This is a genomic window from Corynebacterium crudilactis, assembly GCF_001643015.1.
GTDB classification, from domain to species: domain Bacteria; phylum Actinomycetota; class Actinomycetes; order Mycobacteriales; family Mycobacteriaceae; genus Corynebacterium; species Corynebacterium crudilactis.
In genome coordinates this window covers 1,142,492-1,162,791 of sequence record NZ_CP015622.1, presented here as the reverse complement: position 1 = coordinate 1,162,791, position 20,300 = coordinate 1,142,492, and the positions used below count along the sequence as shown (strand labels likewise).

15 protein-coding genes and 1 pseudogene are annotated in these 20,300 nt (G+C 51.2%); 7 read left to right on the top strand and 9 right to left on the bottom strand.

The window, feature by feature from the left end; all coding sequences use genetic code 11:
* Positions 1–3: 3 nt before the first annotated feature.
* Genes ccrud_RS05545 through cydC form a run of 4 tightly spaced genes read left to right on the top strand, consistent with a single transcriptional unit; the run spans position 4 to position 5,634 of the window.
* A complete protein-coding gene (locus tag ccrud_RS05545; RefSeq protein ID WP_066565223.1) occupies positions 4–1,539 on the top strand; it encodes a cytochrome ubiquinol oxidase subunit I in 1,536 nt (511 codons plus the stop codon).
* Positions 1,540–1,541: 2 nt separating this feature from the next.
* Positions 1,542–2,567 carry a cytochrome d ubiquinol oxidase subunit II gene (gene cydB, locus ccrud_RS05540; RefSeq protein WP_066565222.1) on the top strand — a complete coding sequence of 342 codons (1,026 nt, stop codon included), beginning with the start codon at positions 1,542–1,544 and terminating at the stop codon, positions 2,565–2,567.
* Positions 2,564–4,081 (top strand): ABC transporter ATP-binding protein/permease, encoded by a 1,518-nt coding sequence (locus tag ccrud_RS05535; protein WP_211271322.1) that lies wholly within the window; start codon positions 2,564–2,566, stop codon positions 4,079–4,081. The genes cydB and ccrud_RS05535 overlap by 4 nt, the downstream gene beginning before the upstream one ends.
* Entirely contained in the window at positions 4,078–5,634 is a 1,557-nt protein-coding gene (cydC, locus tag ccrud_RS05530) for a thiol reductant ABC exporter subunit CydC (protein WP_066565221.1), read from the top strand. The genes ccrud_RS05535 and cydC overlap by 4 nt, the downstream gene beginning before the upstream one ends.
* A 297-nt stretch (positions 5,635–5,931) precedes the next feature.
* Here cydC and ccrud_RS05525 read toward each other — a convergent pair whose 3' ends face one another.
* The 4 genes from ccrud_RS05525 to ccrud_RS05510 all read right to left on the bottom strand — a co-directional run bounded on the left by ccrud_RS05525 (position 5,932) and on the right by ccrud_RS05510 (position 9,924).
* Positions 5,932–6,828, bottom strand: coding sequence for a patatin-like phospholipase family protein (locus ccrud_RS05525; RefSeq protein ID WP_066565220.1), 897 nt, complete (start codon positions 6,826–6,828; stop codon positions 5,932–5,934).
* 19 nt (positions 6,829–6,847) lie between these two features.
* Positions 6,848–7,174: a hypothetical protein gene (locus ccrud_RS05520; RefSeq protein ID WP_066565219.1), complete on the bottom strand. Its 327-nt coding sequence runs from the start codon at positions 7,172–7,174 to the stop codon at positions 6,848–6,850.
* Between the two features lie 44 nt (positions 7,175–7,218).
* Positions 7,219–8,631 (bottom strand): NAD(P)-binding domain-containing protein, encoded by a 1,413-nt coding sequence (locus tag ccrud_RS05515; protein WP_066569610.1) that lies wholly within the window; start codon positions 8,629–8,631, stop codon positions 7,219–7,221.
* A gap of 945 nt (positions 8,632–9,576) precedes the next feature.
* Entirely contained in the window at positions 9,577–9,924 is a 348-nt protein-coding gene (locus tag ccrud_RS05510) for a hypothetical protein (protein WP_066565218.1), read from the bottom strand.
* 572 nt (positions 9,925–10,496) lie between these two features.
* Between ccrud_RS05510 and metE the strand changes: the two genes are divergently transcribed.
* On the top strand, positions 10,497–12,734 hold the full coding sequence (gene metE, locus ccrud_RS05505) for a 5-methyltetrahydropteroyltriglutamate--homocysteine S-methyltransferase (RefSeq protein WP_066565217.1): 2,238 nt from the start codon (positions 10,497–10,499) through the stop codon (positions 12,732–12,734).
* On the opposite strand, the pseudogene ccrud_RS05500 reads toward metE, so the two are convergent.
* Both ccrud_RS05500 and ccrud_RS05495 read right to left on the bottom strand, forming a co-directional pair.
* Positions 12,727–14,076 (bottom strand): annotated as a pseudogene (locus ccrud_RS05500) (DHA2 family efflux MFS transporter permease subunit). The gene metE and the pseudogene ccrud_RS05500 overlap by 8 nt on opposite strands.
* The gene (locus ccrud_RS05495; RefSeq protein WP_066565216.1) at positions 14,077–15,294 is read right to left on the bottom strand and encodes an MFS transporter; all 1,218 of its coding nucleotides are present in this window, start codon (positions 15,292–15,294) and stop codon (positions 14,077–14,079) included.
* Between the two features lie 112 nt (positions 15,295–15,406).
* Here ccrud_RS05495 and ccrud_RS05490 point away from each other — a divergent pair, with 112 nt between their 5' ends.
* Positions 15,407–15,907: a hypothetical protein gene (locus ccrud_RS05490; RefSeq protein WP_066569595.1), complete on the top strand. Its 501-nt coding sequence runs from the start codon at positions 15,407–15,409 to the stop codon at positions 15,905–15,907.
* A gap of 53 nt (positions 15,908–15,960) precedes the next feature.
* On the opposite strand, the gene ccrud_RS05485 is transcribed toward ccrud_RS05490, so the two are convergent.
* From ccrud_RS05485 to ccrud_RS05475, 3 genes are all read right to left on the bottom strand, one after another.
* Positions 15,961–16,797, bottom strand: a complete 837-nt coding sequence (locus ccrud_RS05485) for a hypothetical protein (protein ID WP_066565215.1) — start codon at positions 16,795–16,797, stop codon at positions 15,961–15,963.
* Positions 16,798–16,890: 93 nt separating this feature from the next.
* Complete coding sequence (locus ccrud_RS05480) at positions 16,891–17,553, bottom strand: (2Fe-2S)-binding protein (protein WP_066565214.1); 663 nt, start codon at positions 17,551–17,553, stop codon at positions 16,891–16,893.
* The gene (locus tag ccrud_RS05475) at positions 17,554–19,194 is read right to left on the bottom strand and encodes a carboxylesterase/lipase family protein (RefSeq protein WP_066565213.1); all 1,641 of its coding nucleotides are present in this window, start codon (positions 19,192–19,194) and stop codon (positions 17,554–17,556) included. It abuts the gene before it with no gap.
* A 279-nt stretch (positions 19,195–19,473) separates the two neighbouring features.
* Here ccrud_RS05475 and ccrud_RS05470 point away from each other — a divergent pair, with 279 nt between their 5' ends.
* Positions 19,474–20,280, top strand: a complete 807-nt coding sequence (locus tag ccrud_RS05470) for a shikimate 5-dehydrogenase (protein WP_066565212.1) — start codon at positions 19,474–19,476, stop codon at positions 20,278–20,280.
* Positions 20,281–20,300 lie beyond the last annotated feature (20 nt).

The following is a 20,300-nucleotide window of genomic DNA, read 5'->3' as shown; positions in this document are numbered from 1 at the left end:
TGCGTGGATGTCGTCGACATCGCACGGTGGCAATTCGGAATTACCACCGTCTATCACTTCATTTTTGTCCCACTGACCATTGGTTTAGCTCCTTTGGTCGCAATTATGCAGACTTTTTGGCAAGTTACCGGCAAAGAGCACTGGTATCGGGCCACTAGATTTTTTGGCACTGTGTTGCTCATCAACTTTGCGGTTGGTGTGGCCACAGGCATTGTCCAGGAATTCCAGTTTGGTATGAACTGGTCGGAATATTCACGTTTCATTGGTGATGTTTTCGGTGGACCGCTGGCTTTGGAAGGGCTTATCGCGTTCTTCTTAGAGTCTGTGTTCCTTGGGCTGTGGATTTTTGGATGGGGGAAAATCCCTGGATGGTTGCACACAGCGTCTATCTGGATCGTGGCTATTGCGACGAATATTTCTGCCTATTTCATCATCGTGGCCAACTCATTTATGCAGCATCCCGTGGGTGCTGAGTACAACCCGGAGACGGGACGTGCGGAGCTCACTGATTTCTGGGCTTTGCTGACTAATTCCACCGCGCTGGCTGCTTTTCCTCATGCAGTTGCCGGTGGTTTTTTAACAGCTGGCACGTTTGTTCTTGGTATCTCCGGCTGGTGGCTTATTCGTGCGCACCGTCAGGCAAAGAAAGCTGGCACCGAGATCGAGCCACGGCATTCAATGCACAGGCCTGCACTGTGGGTCGGTTGGTGGACTACTGTTGTTGCATCAATCGGCTTGTTTATCACTGGCGATATCCAGGCAAAGTTAATGTTTCAGCAGCAACCGATGAAGATGGCTTCGGCCGAGTCGCTGTGTGAAACGACCACCGATCCGAATTTCTCAATTCTGACCATCGGTACACACAACAACTGTGATGCGGTAACTCACCTGATTGATGTGCCGTTTGTGCTTCCGTTTTTGGCTGAAGGAAAATTCTCCGGGGTGACTTTGCAGGGAGTTAATCAACTGCAAGCTGCCGCAGAGCAGGCATATGGTCCAGGTAATTACTCCCCTAACTTGTTTGTTACCTATTGGTCATTCCGCGCCATGATTGGCCTGATGCTTGGATCTTTGGCCATCGCTGCGATTTCGTGGTTCTTGCTGCGTAAAAAGCGCACCCCCACTGGAAAAATTGCTCGTCTGTTCCAAATCGGTAGCCTCGTGGCAATTCCGTTCCCATTCTTGGCTAATTCCGCTGGTTGGATCTTCACTGAGATGGGTCGTCAGCCGTGGGTGGTGCATCCAAATCCTGAATCTGCAGGTGATTCCCGAACAGAGATGATCCGGATGACTGTTGATATGGGAGTTTCTGAACATGCGCCATGGCAAGTGTTGCTGACGCTTGTTGGTTTCACGATTCTTTATTTGGTGCTGTTTGTGGTGTGGGTGTGGCTGATTCGTCGTGCAGTTTTGCTCGGACCTCCAGAAGAAGGCGCTCCATCAGCGGAGGCAAAGACTGGACCATCGACACCGATTGGATCGGATATGCCCATGAAACCCCTGCAGTTCACTGCGACAACGACCGCTGAGAAGGAATAGCCATGGATCTTAATACCTTTTGGTTTCTTGTCATCGCGTTTTTGTTCGCCGGCTATTTTCTTCTTGAAGGCTTTGATTTCGGAGTGGGTATCCTCGCACCGATTATTGGAAAGGATGTGGCAGCTAAAAATACGATTGTCCGCACCATTGGCCCTGTGTGGGATGGCAATGAGGTGTGGCTGATTGTTGCTGGTGGCGCACTTTTTGCGGCGTTCCCTGAGTGGTACGCCACCATGTTCTCTGGAATGTACTTGCCGCTGTTCTTCGTTCTAGTGGCGCTTATCATCCGGGTGGTTGGCCTTGAATGGCGCAAGAAAGTTGATGATCCGCGGTGGCTGACATGGTCCGATAAGGCAATCGCTATTGGATCGTGGACTCCACCGCTGGTGTGGGGATTCATTTTTGCCAATATCCTGCGGGGTCTGCCCATTAAAGCGGATCACACCATTGATGCAGCTGCTGCCCTACCAGGATTATTCAACGGCTTTGCTATTCTTGGCGCGCTGGCCTTCACTGCACTGTTCGCTCTCCACGGTTTAGCATTTATCCGGTTGAAAACTGCTGGTCGGGTGCGTAAGGATGCTGCGAAAGTAGCTCCAGTCGTCACACTTCTTGCTGCCCTCACCGGAGGTCCTTTCGTGCTGTGGGCAGCGTTCTCCTACGGTCGATCCTGGTCCTGGGTCCTTGCAGCGCTTATCATCGCTGCAGTTCTTGGCGGAGCTTTTGCGCTGCTCAAAAACCGCGATGGACTGAGTTTCTTATCCACGTCCCTTGCTGTTATCGGTGTAGTTGCACTGCTGTTTAGTTCGCTATTTCCCAATGTCATGCCCACAACATTGGCAGATGGCACAAGCCTCGATATATGGAATGCAGCAGCAAGTCCTTATGCCTTAAACATTTTGACTTGGAGTGCCGCAGTCATTGCACCGCTGGTTGTTCTGTATCAAGGCTGGACTTACTGGGTGTTTCGCAAGAGGCTGCACGCAGAACCGCTTGCCACAGCTTCTAACAACGCTGCACAATTATGACTATCAAACGCACCGGTCCCATTGATCCGCGATTATTGCGCCTTTCCCCTGCTACTCGCCAGTGGGTACTGCTCGCCGGATTTCTCACCGCGCTAAAAACTCTCGCAACAGTGGCAATGGGCTTGCTCATTGGCCACATGGCTGCGGGAATTATTGAGGTTCCAGGAAGTTCTTTACCTCGCGCTGAGCTCATCGCGTTGGCTGTCACGGTGGGTGTGCGCGGACTTCTGGCATGGGCGCAGGCTCGATTCGCAGAGCGTGCATCAAGCCAGGTGATTATTGATTTAAGAGAGAAAACGCTACGTCACCTGGCACATAGCGATCCGCGAACTATCGATCAAGCACTCTGGCGCACTCGTCTCACCTCAGGTCTTGATGGTTTGGGGCCGTATCTCACTGGATTTTTACCGGCGCTGGCTTCTACGATCATTGCCACTCCTGTGATGCTCGCGGTAGTTGGTTGGCTTGATGTGGGATCCATGGTCATCGCGATTATCACGCTGCCGCTGATTCCGGTGTTCATGTGGCTTGTCGGCACGCTTACTGCCGGGCGCACGGAACAACGCCTGAGCGATCTCGCGATTTTGGGTGCTCAGCTGCTTGATCTCATTGCAGGTCTACCCACCTTGCGCGCGTTCAGACGACACCAAGATATGGCTGCCCAAGTCACGCGATTGTCTTCCCAACACGCCAGTTCGACATTAAGCGTGCTGAAAATCGCATTTCTCTCCAGCTTCGTGTTGGAATTTTTAGCCACGCTATCAGTCGCATTGGTCGCGGTCAGCATCGGATTTCGGCTGCTCGCAGGCGATCTCACCCTCGCCATCGGTCTGACCGTTCTGATCATTATCCCGGAGGTCTACGCACCGATCCGCGACGTCGGCACCCGCTTCCACGACGCCCAAGACGGGCTGGTTGCCACTGATGAGGTTTTAAAATTACTCAGTGCTTCTCCGCTTATCGACGCGCCCTCCCTCTCACCCCGCAGCGTTGCAGGCGGGCTGGAGGTGAACGTCGAAAAGCTTCGTGCTGATGGACGCGATGGCCCGCGGCCTGCTGAGTTATCGTTCACCGCCCAACCTGGGCAGTTGACTGTGCTATGGGGACCAAATGGTAGCGGTAAATCTACTGCATTGCTTGCAGTATTGGGATTGGCCACGGAAGGAATCTCGGGTGAGATTTCCATTCGCGATGCTTCCGGCCAGCACTTTCAAGGCAGCTCGTTGTGGGAGTATTGCGCATATTTGCCACAGCGCCCGGTACTTGATGCCGAAAGTGTCACTGATTTTGCTGCCCTTTCGCTTGGCCAGCGACAACGGCTTGCGTTGAAACGTGAGCTTGGCAGGGCACAGCTGTTACTGCTTGATGAACCCACTGCGCACCTGGATCCTGACAACGCCCAGATTATGATTGAGCAATTGCAGGCAGAAGCCCGCCTGGGCACCACAGTACTCGCAGTATCGCATGATCCCCTGCTACGCGCGGCTGCTGATGAAGTGGTGGAGGTTAAATGAACACCCTGGTACAACTTCGCATCCGGGAACTAATTCCTGCCGTTGTTGCAGGTAGCGTCACCATGATCGCCTCCATCACTCTTACTGTGGTATCTGCGTGGCTGATCACCAAAGCTTGGGAAATGCCACCCGTGATGGATCTGACCGTAGCAGTAACTGCAGTGCGTGCTTTAGGCATTAGCCGTGCAGTGTTCCGATATATGGAAAGAATTGTCTCGCATGATCTAGCGCTTAAAGCTGCCAGCCGAGCGCGCTCAACTGCATATCAACGCTTAGCATCATCTCCCACATCTGTCTTATCAATGCGCCGCGGAGAGCTGTTAAGTCGGCTTGGTGCCGATATTGATTCCGTTTCCGATGTCATCGTACGAGCCATCATCCCCGCCGGAGTCGCGCTATTCACCGGCCTCTTCGCAATCATCTTCACCGCAATTCTTAGCCCTAAAACGGCACTTGTACTGGCAGTCGGTTTGATCGCAGCAGCCATTATCCCTCCCCTACTTGCCGCCCGAGGGGTCAAAGTTGCCGAAGCCCGGCGCGCGGAATCAAGCGAAACCTACATGAGCGTCTTGGATCTGGTGCTCTCTGATCAAGCTGCACTACGTGTACGAGGTGATATGCCAGGTGCGCTATCCCAGGCCAATGAGGCTGCACGTTCCTATTCCTCTGCTTTGGAAACTGGTGCGAAAGATACTGCAAGTGGTGCAGCGAGCTCATTATGGATTCATGGTTTTACTGTCATCGGTGTGCTCATCGTAGCTGCGTCTTTGTATGCCGATGGTGGTCATTCACCACAGTGGTTTGGTGTGTTGGTGCTGCTTTCACTAGCAGCATTTGAGTCAGTAAGCGTTCTTCCTGATGCTGCAATTGCACACACTCGTGCTGCTGGGGCGGCCAAAAGGCTTGCGGAAATTTCTGCTCTGCCAGAGGCTTCTCCTGATGAACTAATTGAAGTTTCTGAGCAGCCGGTATTGCGTGCAGACAACTTAGTTTATGGGTGGGACAGTGACCTTGGTCTAAGCAATCTAGAGCTACCGTTTGGGGCTCGACATGAAATCAGCGCGCCGTCTGGAACTGGTAAAACTACCCTGTTGCTCACACTTGCAGGGCTTGTGGAGCCTCGTGGAGGACAGGTTCTCATTGATGGTGTCGATCCTTCCCTACTGAAAAAAGCCGTGCTATTTAGCCCAGAAGACGCCCACATCTTTGCCACCACCGTGCGGGATAATCTCGCACTCGGCGCACCGGATGCAACAGATGCGGAAATGATGTTAATTCTCCGGGAAGTTGGGTTGGCTAAGTGGGTCGCAGAATTACCCGAAGGCTTAGGAACCGTGCTTGATTCAGGTGCAGGTAGTCTCTCGGGAGGCCAACGCCGCCGACTTCTTCTAGCCCGCGTGTTACTCAGCGACGCACCGATTCTGTTTCTCGACGAACCCACGGAACATCTCGACTCGGCAGGTTCTTCCGAGATTTTGTCTCTACTTGCCTCGGATGAACTACCAGGTAAACGCACACAGCGAACTGTGGTGATCGTGAGACATGTGAGGTAATTTTCGATCTGGCTCGGGCAGTCTCTCGAAACTTGACCAGGCGACCAAAGACACCGATATTTTGGAGGTTCTTGGTCGCCTGGTCTGGTCATTGAACTGAGTTAACCTCGTATTTAACCAAATGGTCAGCAAAAAGAGATGCGCTTGGTCGCCTGGTCTGGTCTACCAAGAGATACTGTAAAATTTAAAGTCAGCGGCTGAAAAAGTAGCCTCTCAGAATCGTCTCTAAGCGACTCAAAGCCCCGCGTTCAGACAAATACACATCAGAAAAATCTGACCTCTTAAATGGCCGTCTGGTTATTTGCTCTGCTTGAGAAACTCCATAATCCCCGGCCAGTCCTTCTGAGTTTGTTGCATACCAGCATCAAAAGAAGCGCGGAGTTTCTTCAGATTGGTTTCCGTGTTCTGGATGTTCATATTATCCGCGAAAAACACATAGGCACTGCCCTGTTTCTCTAGGTCAAGGATCTGCTGTTTGACGGAGTTATACAGTGTAGGACGCGCGATGGTGAGGTCGGCGACTGCAGGGAAGCGTCGTAAAGCAGCTTTGATAAAACCCGGGCGCGTAATCTCTTTGCGCCAATAATCGCGCGGGCGGGAGGCGATGACCATAAAGCGGGTGAAGCCCGCATCAATCGCCGGCTGCAGGATCAGCCCACCGGTCTCCCCGACTGCGCCATCGACATAAGGATGCCCATCAATATAGGTAATGGGCATGAAACCAGGCATCGTAGAGGATGCCCGCACCCGCTTCATCAAAGAACTTAAATCAGGAGTATCTTCCCTGCCCCAATACTTCGTTTCACCAGTATCGGCACGCACCGCAGAGAGTAGAAATGGCGTGGGGTTCGCTGAAAAACTAGCGAAATCAAAAGGGAATTCCTGATCAGCCCGCGTGGAGGTCTCATAAAGATCTACCGCATTGAAATAACCCCTGCCCCTGATCAGATGCGGGATTCCTGAATAACGGCGATCGGCAGCAAAGTCCACAAAGCATGATGTCGTGCGGAAGCGGTCCGCAGAAAGATAATTAACAGTGTGCGAAGCTCCAGCGGAGACTCCCCCGACCCAACCGAAATGAATATTGTGCGCGATCAGCTGATCAATCAACGCTGCAGTATAAGAATTTCGAGTACCACCGCCCTCAATGATCAAAGCAACATCATCAAAATTTTGGGCAGGAATTTGTGGCATGAACTCAATCCTAGTCGCTTTAAATTTCTCTGGGCCTCCACATGATGCGCACTCGCTGATTATGCTGACGCACCATCATGCTCGACGGAAAACCACCGACAACAAGGAGCAACAATGCCCACAAACCAAAGAAAGGTTGGGCAAAAGAGGCGGCAATGAAAAGGACGAAAAAGCCTGCAGCCCGGAGAAAATAGACTGCAAACTGGCCCTCGCGCTCAAAATCAATGTCTTGCCCAATGAAATGCGGAATGAGCCCATACGGCTCAAGCACACTCCACCGAGCGGTAGCGATGGCTGCGAGAATTGTTCCGATAACAAGGAACACAACGCTCGCGATGATTGTCATGTGCTAATTCTGGCAGCACATCGCTATGTGACGCAATGGCTAATTTATGCCTTATCGCGCACTTGCTTGCCTCGATAAACTTCACGTGCCTCATCTTCCTCAGGCTCACTGAGGTAACGCTCCAGGGAATCGTCAAGCTCAATCATCCACGGAGTGTGGTGCTCAACGGAGGTAGTTCCCGTCATCACTGAGGTGTAGGTGTAATCACGGTAGTTGAGGATATCTTCCTCCTTAGACTTCACCCAGCCCTTCAAGATGGTGGCGACTTCCTTCAAATCGAATGAAGGATAATCAGTTTGCTCGATCAGATCCTCAACATAGTCACATTGGAAATCGATCTGATCATTTTCCGACTTCACACCTTCAAAACGTGACAGCCACTGATCCATATGCTTGCGCTGCTCAACCACTGACGGAAGTGCGATGCGCCCTAAAATAATGTCACGCACATACCAAGCCTGAGCATCGAACATATTAAAGGTCAACCACTGATCCTGAGATCCCAACCAGAACAACTGATTATTCGCTTCTGAAACCACACCACGGTACAAAGTATCCGGGTACAAGTTATTCGGTGAGCTCAAAGACAGCTCAGAAGGCATAAACGGATAATGGTGGAGGTAGCCCGTGCAGAACACGACAATATCTACCGTGCGCTTCTCCCCATTCACAAAGTGCACGTCAGAGCCATCGAAACGCTCAACCAAAGGAAGTTCAGTCATCTCCTCAGGCCACTCATAACCCATTGGATTTGAACGATAAGAGAACGTAACCGAACGAGCACCCATCTTATAAGCCTGAGTACCAATATCTTCTGCAGAATAGCTCGCGCCAATCAGCAAAATATCCTTACCCGCTACCATCTCAGCACCACGGAACTCATGAGCATGCATGATCTGACCTGGGAAAGTCTCCACACCCTTGAAATCTGGGACATTTGGGAAACTAAAGTGTCCAGCGCCAACAATCACGTTGTCATAAGTTTCGCTGCTGGTTTCTCCTGTGCGGAGATTTTCTACGGTTACAGTAAAGAGCTGAGTCTCTTCGTCATAATTAACCCAACGCACCACATGGGCAAACTTGATGTACTTTTCTATATTCGACTTCTTTGCACGACCTGCGATGTAATCCCACAGCACTTCACGTGGAGGGTAGGAAGAAATAGGCTTTCCGAAGTGCTCATCGAAACTGTACTCAGCAAACTCTAGAACTTCCTTTGGCCCATTTGACCACAGGTTTCGGTACATACTTGAATGCACCGGCTCACCATAGGAATCTGTTCCAGTACGCCAAGAATAGTTCCACTGACCTCCCCAATTATCCTGCTTTTCAAAGCACACCAACTCAGGAATCTCGTGTCCCTGCTTCTCCGCAGATTCGAAAGCTCTCAACTGGGCAATTCCACTTGGGCCTGCACCAATAATCGCAACGCGCTTCTTCTTCATAACCAACTCCATGAGAATGCCTCCAATACCCATTCATCCGCAAAAGGCGGCAGCCATAAACACCAGCATGGCAGGGCAAAATCGCTTCACATCACGTTGAGCCGTAATGCTTTGCAAGCCACAGACCACGTACTTAAAAATCACGTGCCAAAACCACGCGATATCCTCTATCCGAATAGATCAGGGCCTCACTCGATTAAGGATTCACTACAAATCCAACTCGGGGCGCCACCTGGATGATGGCGTACTCGGACTACTCAAAAATTTTGAAAAACTCCGGTTAATTTTCCCGGAAGTCCAGGTAGAACTTTAACAGATTAATTCAGGACTGGCTAGTTTTTTATATTTATTACCTATTTAATTGAGTTAAACAGTGTGGGGTTTGTCATTAAAAGCGCAGGTGAATGCTTGGGTTTGATACTTTTAGCATGAAACTAAATAAGTTTTTACTCTTTATTGATTGCATGGGGTCAACCACTGATATGTGGCAGATTGAGAAGATTTCAGAAAAGCTCTACAAGGCAATTTAAGAGGCCTAGTTTTTCAAATAGGCAGCTCCCCCATCAATAAGGCTTAAATAGGCCTTTAAAATCGATTCTAGGCAGGGTCTTTTTCAAAGCGGTGGGTTAACTTTTCCATCCCCTTAACCCCAACCAGACAGAGCGACCAAGCAGAGATCATTTTCCACTATTTCGGTCACCTGGTCTGGTGTGAATTTTTTAAATCAGACCAGGTGACCAAAGACAGCGCTTCTCACCCAAGTTTTGGTCACCTAGTCTGATCCCCCGCTTGCCCCAAGCCCAAACCGCCACAAGGGGAGCCCAACCCCCTATTTTTCGGATCCCACTAGCAAATTCCCATCCCCGAACCAAAAAGGGCAACAAAAAACCGCTCCCCACCCCAAAAAATACGGGTGAAAAGCGGCAAATTACATCCAGAAAAATAAACTCTGGAAAATTAAACCAGACGGGAAGAATCTTCGTAGAAGTCAGCGACAGAGATGGAATCCCACGCGTTCTGCACCTGCTTATTATGCTTACGCACCATCATCATGGATGGGAAGTATCCGAATGGGATGAGCAGCACTGCCCATACACCAAAGAAAGATGCTGCCATGGCGGAGGAAAGCATGAGTGGGAAGAAGGAAATGAAGCGAAGTGAATACGCTACAAAATCGTCTTCTTCGGGAAGGCCAATGAGGTAAGTAATGCGTCCGAATGGTTCGCTGCCACTGAAGAGCGCAGCGGCAACATTCGCCAACAATGCGCCAACGAGGAGGAAAACAACGCTAGCAATGATTATCACGCTTCCTAGGGTGACATGTTCTTTAGGTACTTTCAATTCAATTTTGCCGTAATCCTCAACGGCATTTTTTCAACTGTGACCCACCACCCAAGCCTTGGTGGGTGTAATTTCACGTCACCACCTTGCACATTGCAAAAGACCAGGTGAATTAGATTTATACCGCAGTTACGGGGGTAAACTGCGACTTCGATACCCATTGTGACTTGACTATGAGTTTGGCCACCTTTAAGAGCCAACCATCATCCACACGGTCGGAATCCGGCCAAAGCAGCACTATGAATTTAATCTCCCAAAATCTCTTGACAGACCAAGCAGTCTAGGGTTTGGTTGAAAATGCAATCGGTTCACTTTTAATCCTCTCCCTGGAGCCCCGGATGATGAGGAACGCCCGCGAAATCTTTCACAGAAATAGCGCGCGTTAGGTGGGACGACCTCGATAACACAAAGGCGAGGAAACCCCGGGGCAGCTTTCTGCATACCCGGCGATTTCACGAACCTTAAACATCGTCAGAAGATTGCCGTGCGTCCTAGCCGGGATCCGCACGTTCGGCTCAAGCAGAAAGTCTTTTCACATGACTTCTAATTTTTCTTCCACTGTCGCTGGTCTTCCTCGTATTGGAGCGAAGCGTGAACTGAAATTCGCGCTCGAAGGCTATTGGGACGGATCAATTGAAGGTCGCGCATTGGCGCAGACTGCCCGCCAATTGGTTAATACTGCATCGGATTCTGTGTCGGGATTGGATTCTGTTCCGTTTGCAGGTCGTTCTTATTATGATGCAATGCTGGATACGGCAGCTGTTTTGGGTGTGCTGCCTGCACGTTTTGATGAGATCGCTGATCATGAAAACGATGGTCTTCCACTGTGGATTGATCGTTATTTCGCGGCGGCTCGCGGTACAGAGAAACTCCCCGCGCAGGCAATGACCAAGTGGTTTGATACTAATTATCATTATCTTGTTCCGGAGTTGTCTGCGGATACTCGTTTCGTGTTGAATGCATCTTCGTTGTTGCAGGATCTGCACTGCCAGCAGGTTCGTGGCATAAATGCGCGTCCGGTGTTGGTTGGACCGTTAACGTTCCTGTCTCTTGCCCGCACGGTTGATGGTTCTGATCCCTTGGATCATTTGCCAACGCTGTTTGCGGTGTATGAGCGCCTCCTCAAGTCGATTGATGCTGAGTGGGTGCAGCTCGATGAGCCTGCTTTGGTCGCGGATGTCGCTCCGGAGGTGTTGGCTCAGGTTCGCGCTGGTTATGGCACATTAGCAGCGCGTGGGGGTGTATTTGTCAATACGTATTTCGGTTCAGGCGATCAGGCTGTGCACACACTGGCTGGAATTGGTCTTGGCGCGATTGGCGTTGATTTGGTCACCCATGGTGTCACTGAACTGGCTGCGTGGAAGGGTGAGGAGCTACTAGTTGCGGGCATCGTTGATGGTCGTAACATTTGGCGCACCGATCTCTGCGCTGCTCTTGCATCCTTAAAGCGCCTGGCGGCTCGTGGCCCAATTGCAGTGTCTACTTCTTGTTCACTGCTACACGTTCCTTATTCTCTTGACGCTGAAAATATCGATCCCGAGGTCCGTGAGTGGCTCGCCTTCGGCTCGGAGAAAATCACCGAGGTCAAGCTGCTTGCCGACGCCCTCGCCGGCGATATCGACGCGGCTGCGTTCGATGCGGCGTCCATAGCGATTGCTTCCAGGCGCACCTCCCCACGAACCAAACCCACCACGCAGGAACTCCCTGGCCGTAGTCGCGGATCCTTCGACACTCGTGTTGCGCTGCAGGAGAAGGCACTGGAGCTTCCAGCCCTGCCCACCACCACGATTGGTTCATTCCCTCAAACTCCATCGATTCGTGCTGCACGTGCTCAGCTTCGCAAGGGATCTATCACGCTGGAGCAGTACGAGGCTGCAATGCGTGAAGAGATCGATCTTGTCATCACCAAACAGGAAGAGCTTGGTCTTGATGTGTTGGTGCACGGTGAACCAGAGCGCAATGACATGGTGCAGTACTTCTCAGAGCTGCTGGATGGTTTCTTATCCACAGCCAATGGTTGGGTACAAAGCTATGGTTCCCGCTGTGTCCGTCCACCAGTGCTCTTTGGAAACGTTTCCCGTCCAGCACCAATGACTGTCAAGTGGTTCCAGTACGCACAGAGCCTGACCCAGAAGCACGTTAAGGGCATGCTCACCGGACCAGTCACCATCCTCGCATGGTCCTTCGTTCGTGATGATCAGCCACTGGCTACCACCGCTGACCAAGTTGCATTGGCGCTTCGCGATGAAATCTCGGATCTCATCGACGCTGGCGCGCAGATCATCCAGGTAGATGAGCCTGCGATTCGTGAATTGTTGCCGCTACGAGACGTCGATAAGCATGCTTATCTGCAGTGGTCCGTGGATGCCTTCCGCCTAGCGACTGCCGGCGCGCCCGACGACGTTCAAATCCACACCCACATGTGCTATTCCGAGTTCAATGAGGTGATCTCATCGGTGATTGCGCTGGATGCCGACGTCACCACCATCGAGGCTGCGCGCTCAGATATGAATGTCCTGTCCGCACTAAAGTCCTCTGGATTTGAGTTGGGCGTTGGACCGGGTGTGTGGGATATCCACTCCCCTCGCGTTCCTTCAGCACAAGAAGTGTCCGGATTGTTGGATGCAGCGTTGCGCTCAGTGTCGCCTCGTCAGCTGTGGGTAAACCCAGACTGTGGTCTGAAAACCCGTGGCTGGCCAGAAGTTGAAGCAGCACTAAAGGTGCTTGTGAGTGCTGCCCACCAGGCCCGCGCGCACCTGGCAGCGTCTATCTAAACCTTGTCACCGCAATAAAACCGAAGGTCAGGGGCACGAGTGTCACCAGGATTGCCAAACCCATGGCAACTCCAAAGGACACCGTGCCCACACCCATTTGCATAACCGCACCTAAAGTAGCGGCGCCCAGCACCGCACCCACCTGCCTCGATGTGTTGTAGAAACCAGAAGCAGAACCCACCAAATCTTGCGGCACATCACGCAAAGCGATCGCAGAGTTCGGTGCAAAACTCATGGCATTAGCTACGCCAAATAAAATAATGGGAAGCAGCAGCCACCACGGCGACACGTTGGCAAGCATAAAGATAGCCATCAACAGCATCGAGAAGATCAGCGAAGAAAATCCGATCTTGGAGATCATGCCAGGTGCCAGCTTATCCACCAAGCGACCAATAATCGGTGACATCACCACAGAAATAATGCCCATTGGCACCAGCATCAGCCCGGCAAGCTACGAAGAGAGCCCCTGGCCTGATTGCAGATAAAGCATAATCGGTAAATTAACGGAATACACCGTGAAGCCGAGGCTGAAAATAGAAAAAGCACCAATGGAGAAATTGCGTGTGTGAAACAATCTCAGAGGCATCAACGGAGCGCGAGATTTAGTTTGCATCCAAATAAAGAGCACCGCTGCAGCGATTCCTGCGCCAAGTGATACCCAAATCAAGCTACTCCAGCCAAGTTCTGGCCCTTGTTGCAGTGCCAGCACGATTCCCAGCACTGCAACCAGGGACACAAAACCAGAAAGCCAATCAATTTTGACAGTTCCAGTGGGGAGTTTGGGCACATAACGCGCGACCATGAAAAGTGAAATTAAGCCAAGTGGAACATAGACCACAAAAACTGCTCGCCAGCTAATCCACCCGACAAGAACGCCACCCACCACAGGCCCAAACAGTCCTGCGGACGAGGCAACCGCACTCCACACTCCGGTTGCCACTCCCCTTCTATTATGGGCAAAAATCCGGTGAATAATACTCAGCGGCTGAGGATTGAGCAGTGCTCCGCCCACGCCTTGAACAGCACGAGCTGCAATGAGCCATTCAATACTTGGGGCAAACACACAAGCCAAAGCTGCAAAAGTAAATACAGCCATACCGACGAGGTAGATATTTCTTTGCCCATAACGATCCCCAAGGCGTCCGGTGATTAGCAAAGGAACTGCAAAAGTAAGCAGATAAATCGCAGACACCCACACCGCTTGGTTAAGGCTTGCGCCCAGATCTTCTCGAATCTTCGGCAGCGCCACCGCCACCAAAGATTGGTCCAGAAGAGTTAAAAACAGCCCTACGCTCAACGCACCTAGAGCTTTCCACGCCCTATTTTCTGCAATTGTCACCATTTAAACTTGTTCAACCTTTGCAGTTGGAAGTGTTTCGCGGCCAAACAGCCACGCAGCGGCAGCCAATAAACTGATGACACCACACAGCATAAATCCATAGTGGAAGCCCATCTGCTGAGCGATCATACCGACAATAATCGGACCCACAATCGCACCGAAATCCTGCGCCATTTGGAAATTAGCAAGCACCTTTCCACCCGGACGCGAATCAATCACATCAGCCAACACTGCTTGCTGGCTTGGGTTTAATAATCCAGCTCCTGCACCAGCCAGGGCCGATACGACAATAAGAATCCACAGTTCTTGCCCGAAACCAATCAAGGAGGTGAAAATTGCATTGACAATCAAACCCGCAATGATCATCGGTTTGCGCCCAACTCGATCTGATAAATCACCGGAAAACTGCAGACACAAAGCATTTCCTGCAGCAAAAGCCGCCATGGCGAAACCTGCTGCTGCACCACCATTGCTAAATACCGCAGCAGCAAAAAGTGGCAATGTTGCCACACGCACACCAAAGTTTGTCCAACCATTGGCAAAAGCACCAATGAGAGCTGATCTATATGCAGAATCCTTGATGGCCTCTGCAAATCTCAACGGAGGGATACTATTGCTACCCGAGTTGCGCAGCGAATCATTAATCTTTGGCATCCGCCACCACACCACGAAAGCTGCCAAACCCACTGATGCTCCATAAATGGCGAAAGGCCACCGCATCCCAAGTCCCGATAATGCAGCACCCACTACTGGGCCGATAATATTGCCAAACAAAAATGAGCTGGCATATACAGAGGAGCACCTGCCACGGATCTCGGCTGGAGCCATCTTCACAATCAGCCCCATCGCAGAGACCGTGAACATCGTCGAACCAATGCCCGCGATGCCACGCAGCAGCAAAATTTGCCAGTATTCCTGCGCTAACGCAACCAAGCCCGTGGTGATCGCCACGGTAATCAACCCAGTTAAATACACCCGCCGCGAGCCGATCTTATCGATCAAACTTCCCGACATCGGCGCAAAAACTAATCTGGCTCCCGCAAAAATGGACACCACTGCGCTGGCAGCTGCAAAACTTACATCAAAACCCACCACAAACTGTGGCAAAATCGGCGCGATCAGGCCATAACCCAGCGCAATAATAAATGCGGCAACAACCAAAACCCAGATTTCTTCCGGGATCTTTGGTTTAGCCTCTGATTCTGTTTTTTTATTTAACATTTCACACCCAGGCTAGCCCTGTACCCTTTTTATATCTAGCTGACCAGGATTAACACCATTTTTTAGAACATATAGTCGAACAATGTCGCTCAGATGTTCTACACTGCTTATTATGATCAAACACCGCAGCCGCCTAATGTCTTCCATTTTCCCCGCGCACCGTTACGCAGCCCACTTCACCAGTGTCTTCCCCACTGCACTCACAGATATTGCCTCCATGATGCGCCATCCGCGTTCACTAGCCAGATCAATCCCCACGTGGCGTCCTCCCAGCATCCAATTGCCTCCCCCACCAGGTGAAGATCCCCTCGTGCTGACATTGTCCCGCCACCGTGCAGGACCCGCTGCCCGCAAAATCGTCCGAGAATTCGGTGAAAACCGCCAACCGGCGTATTTGATCACGGTGCGGATCACCAACCCAATGGGATACAAGGTATCCAACCGCATTGCAGAAGGCTGGGTCCGGGCCATACTTGGGTCCACTAAAAGCAGCACCGTGCACCAGCTCACCGATGAGCCTACGCCGACCTTCTGCTGGCTTATCGACGCCCACTTTGATCCGGTGCCTTCCCCCTCCAGCCTTTTCGAATACTCCAACAAAAACGCCGCATAATTATGAAGAAAGCCCTGGATAAACTATCCAGGGCTTAACACAAGATCTACACGCTAATTGTCTTTGTCTTCCTCATCAAAGTCATCATCATCCCCGTCTAGGTCATCATCATCTAGATCATCGTCTTCGTCTGATTCATCGTCATCTGAATCATCAACGAAAAGATCATAAACGTCTGGCTCGTCGAATTCCTCATCATCAAAAGGAACCAGCTGAGCTTCCCAATCTTCTGCCTGATCATCAGCCAAAGAGAGAATATCGAAAAGGCGGTCAAAATCTGTGAAGGTGCCCAGATCAAGCACTTCATCAGTGATAAACTCCAGCTCAGAGGTCAAATCGGTAAACATGCGCTGACGATCCTCATCGGATAGCACTGCATCTCCGTCTGATTCCCACAGCTCTTCAATTGCCTGATCAATCAAATCTTCAAAAGACTCGCCGATCGCAATGAAGTTCACTGTAGCGGTTGGGACGCCATCTTCTACTTCGACCAAAACCTGTAGCTCAGAGTTTTGTCCGACTTCTGCACGAACCAAATTTGCATTTACGGCATCTTGGTAAAATTCTAAATCCTGAATGCGTTCATCAGTTCCCTCAAGGAGGTCACGCAGCACAGTCACTACCTGATCAGTAGCAACGTGTTTAGCAACAGCTGTGACAGCATCCTCAACAGAGAAGACCACCGAAACTAAAACAGCCTCGAAATCTTCATCATCTTCATCAACATTTGCTGCAGCGATATAAACGTTCGCTGCAGGTAGGAGGGAATCGATCTCCACGAACTGGATTTCCAAGTCAGAGGTGATCGGAACGAACATTGTATCGCCGTTAACACGAGACTCGATACCGTCGTTATCAAGTCCGGCCGCGATGTCCTCAAAAAAGCTCATGTTCTGATGACCTTCCATCTGGTTTGTGCTGGGGACGTCCCCTCAGACACTGCCGACAAGCCTAGCGTCCACAACGTTTTCGTGCCTAACATTTCACCTCTTTTGAGGGCAGGAAGTACAAAAGTCAGCCCGCGGTGAATGAAAAATCATGCAACACCCAGCCCTGTGGAAATAATCATCCTCATTAAACCGTGGAGAAGGAACAGCATAAACATTGGCCATGCCCTCAATTAAACCTTCGGCCACCTCGCGAGCGCGCTCCTCTTCAAAAGCTTCCACACCAGCTCCACTTGCGGCAATACCAAGCGCATCTGAAGCAACTGCCCACAATGGTGCGGGTCGAAGATCAGTGGCCAGGCACAGCGCATCAATCACCGGACGAATGGACTCGCCGAATTGAGTACCCGACGCCTGCAGGGTGGCGTCGACAAGCAACTCCTGAGGCCTGAAGCCAAACCAATAACCGTCGATGCTGTGCAGCTGACCTCGGCGCAAGTCGAGGCTTGGTGTGACATCAAATTCCACCATCGCAGTAACTGCCGGACCAACCACCGCGGTGCATAAGGAATGAAACCACAACTGGCCGGCATGTTTTTGCTGCTCAATGCCAAAGATTTCCTGGCCTTTAACAATTGCTTCGCGGAGCAGTCCAGGATTAGCCAGCTGCTCAAGCGTGATTACTTCTGCATGCGGGCCACACACCAAGGTGTCGGCGAAGCGCGGGTATCGCACAAGAAGGCGATTCCAAACACTCATTTATCTACTCCCAAAAAATTGCATCAGGCCCATCCACTTCAGCTGAGCTACATCTTCCACATCATCGGGCTCTATGAAATCAAGCTCATTAGCTAGATCAGGGCGACCTGTCCCCCATTCCAACATGTCGTAATTCTCCCATGCCATGCGTTTGTTTTGCCGAGGATCCCAGGCAATTCGGGAATTAGTATCAATAACAAATGTGGCCCTGCCCGGTTCTGTATCGCTTCTTCCGCGGTAAGCCTTCCATTCATCGCCTGGTCGGCCGTGATAAATAAAATGGCGCCAATGCTCTTGAACAAGCTCTGTGACCTGTTCCAAATGATCCATGCCTCCGGCCATTTTTGCGATATTCATCGACCGGGAAGATTCGTGATCGCCAAATACTGCATTGAGCTCAAAGGAATGGATCGCGCCCAAACCTAATTTTCGCATCGACTGCGGCGCATAATCGAAGCGATACATCCACGTATCTTCATCATTTCGGGCATGTGACTGTGCCAAGCGGATCGAAGGCGCCCAAAACAGCGCATCCGCAAGCAACTCGGAGAAATCAGTTCGTGCCTCTGCTCCCCCATAAGCGCCAACTACTTGAGGCGCATTCTCTGGATCAAACACAGACAGCATACGCAGCGCTGACCGTCGCCTGGCTGAGCTCCTCAAATAAAATGCCTTGGAAAAAGAGGTTTCGCCGTCATTGGTGCCGATCATCAGCGGGACACGGTGTTGTCGTCCTTGTTCAAACATGGTCAACGGATGGTCTGGTAGCAAAGATCCATCAACGGTTGGGCCATAACACGAGTTCAACTGAATCAGCTCACCAGAACGCCACATCATGGACTGCCCGGCGCGCACTAAATCATCGGCTGATTCTTGGCGTAATTCATCAAGTGTGGTTTCTCTGGGCAGTGCCATGCGGTAGATCAATTCGCGTGCCCAAAATTTGGCTTGTGTTGAGGAATGCACAGAGATCACCGGAGCGGACTGTGCGATAGCTCGGTGGAAGAGCCCTCCGGCTGCGGGAACACACATTAAGGCCACTACGGCTGCAGCTCCTGCGGATTCGCCCATCAATGTGACATTGTGTGGGTCTCCGCCGAATGCTTCGATGTTTCGATTGACCCATTGCAGGGCAAGGAGCTGATCATGCAGCGCGGGGTTGGCTACGCAATCTTCTCCCACGGTTCGTAGATCTAGGTATCCCAGTGCTCCGAGCCGAAAATTTACGGAGACATAAACCACGTTCATGTTCTTGACTAAGTTGTATCCGCGCAGTGCTTTTTCGCTGGAGGATCCCATGATGTAGGACCCGCCGTGGAGGTACACCACCACGGGTAGCTTTTCTTCAGAGTCGGGTCGCACTACGTCCAAGTTAAGGCAGTCTTCGGAACCACGGATTTTGTCAGTCCAGGAATAGGTTGGCTGTGAAGCGACCTCGCCGAACATGGAACAATCACGCACGCCGTCCCACTTTTTTGCAGGTCTAGGTGCACGAAACCTGTACTTGCCTCCGGTGTTTCGGCCATAGGGAATCCCGCGCCAGGTTTTAAGTCCTGGCCCTTTGACACCTTTAACAAAGCCAGAGGCGGTCGGTACCACCATCTCATCCGCCAACACCGAGCCTGCAGCGCTATTGGCCATCTGCAGGGAATTTCGCGGAGTCCACGTCGAACCGTTCATACCCCCAGGCTAGGCACGAAGCTTCCCACCGGCAACGCTCGAGAGGATCTTTAAAGGACAATGTGTGCTTGAGTACTGTATTAAATCTATATCAATACGGACACAAAATTGATACATTCCTCTAACTCCAAAACAAGTGCGCTGCGGTTATGGTGAGATCTACGCAAAAATTCCAACACTAACCCACGCAATCAGACATCATCCCCAATATTTATCCTGGAAGAGTATAAAATTGCTCCCATGGTTAATCACGTCGACAGGGAAACAACCCTGTGCATTTCTCTCGCAGCTCGCCCATCCAACCATGGAGTCCGTTTCCACAACTGGCTTTACGCTGAGCTTGGTCTGAATTATCTATACAAGGCTGTCGCTCCTACTGATATCACGGCAGCAGTGGCGGGAATTCGCGGTTTAGATATCCGCGGAGCGGGTGTATCTATGCCTTATAAAGGTGATGTCATTCCGTTGATTGATGAGCTTGATCCTTCTGCAGAGCGCATTCGTTCAGTCAATACCATCGTGAACAATGACGGACATTTAACTGGTTACAACACTGATTACACCGCCGTTTTCAACCTGTTGGAAGCACACCGCGTGGATCCAAACGCACCTGTTGCCATCAAGGGTTCAGGCGGCATGGCTAATGCGGTTGTCGCAGCTCTCGCAGATTATGGCTTGCACGGCACCGTGGTTGCCCGCAACCACACCACAGGCTCTGCGCTAGCGTCCCGATACAACTGGGATTACTCCGCAACTGTGCCGGAAAATACAAAAATTTTGGTGAATGTGACGCCAATGGGAATGAATGGACCTGATGAAGACGTTGTATCTTTTGGTGAGGATGAAGTAGACCGAGCCGACGTAGTTTTTGATTGCGTTGCTTTTCCCGTCGAGACACCTCTGATCAAATTGTCCAAGCTTAAGGGCAAGCACACCATCGACGGTGGAGAAGTTGCCGCCCTTCAGGCAGCAGAACAGTTCCATCTTTACACCGGAGTCCGACCAACCAGCGAGCAGATCATTGCCGCGGAAGAGTTCTCTAAATAAACAACTCCCCTTATTTCAAG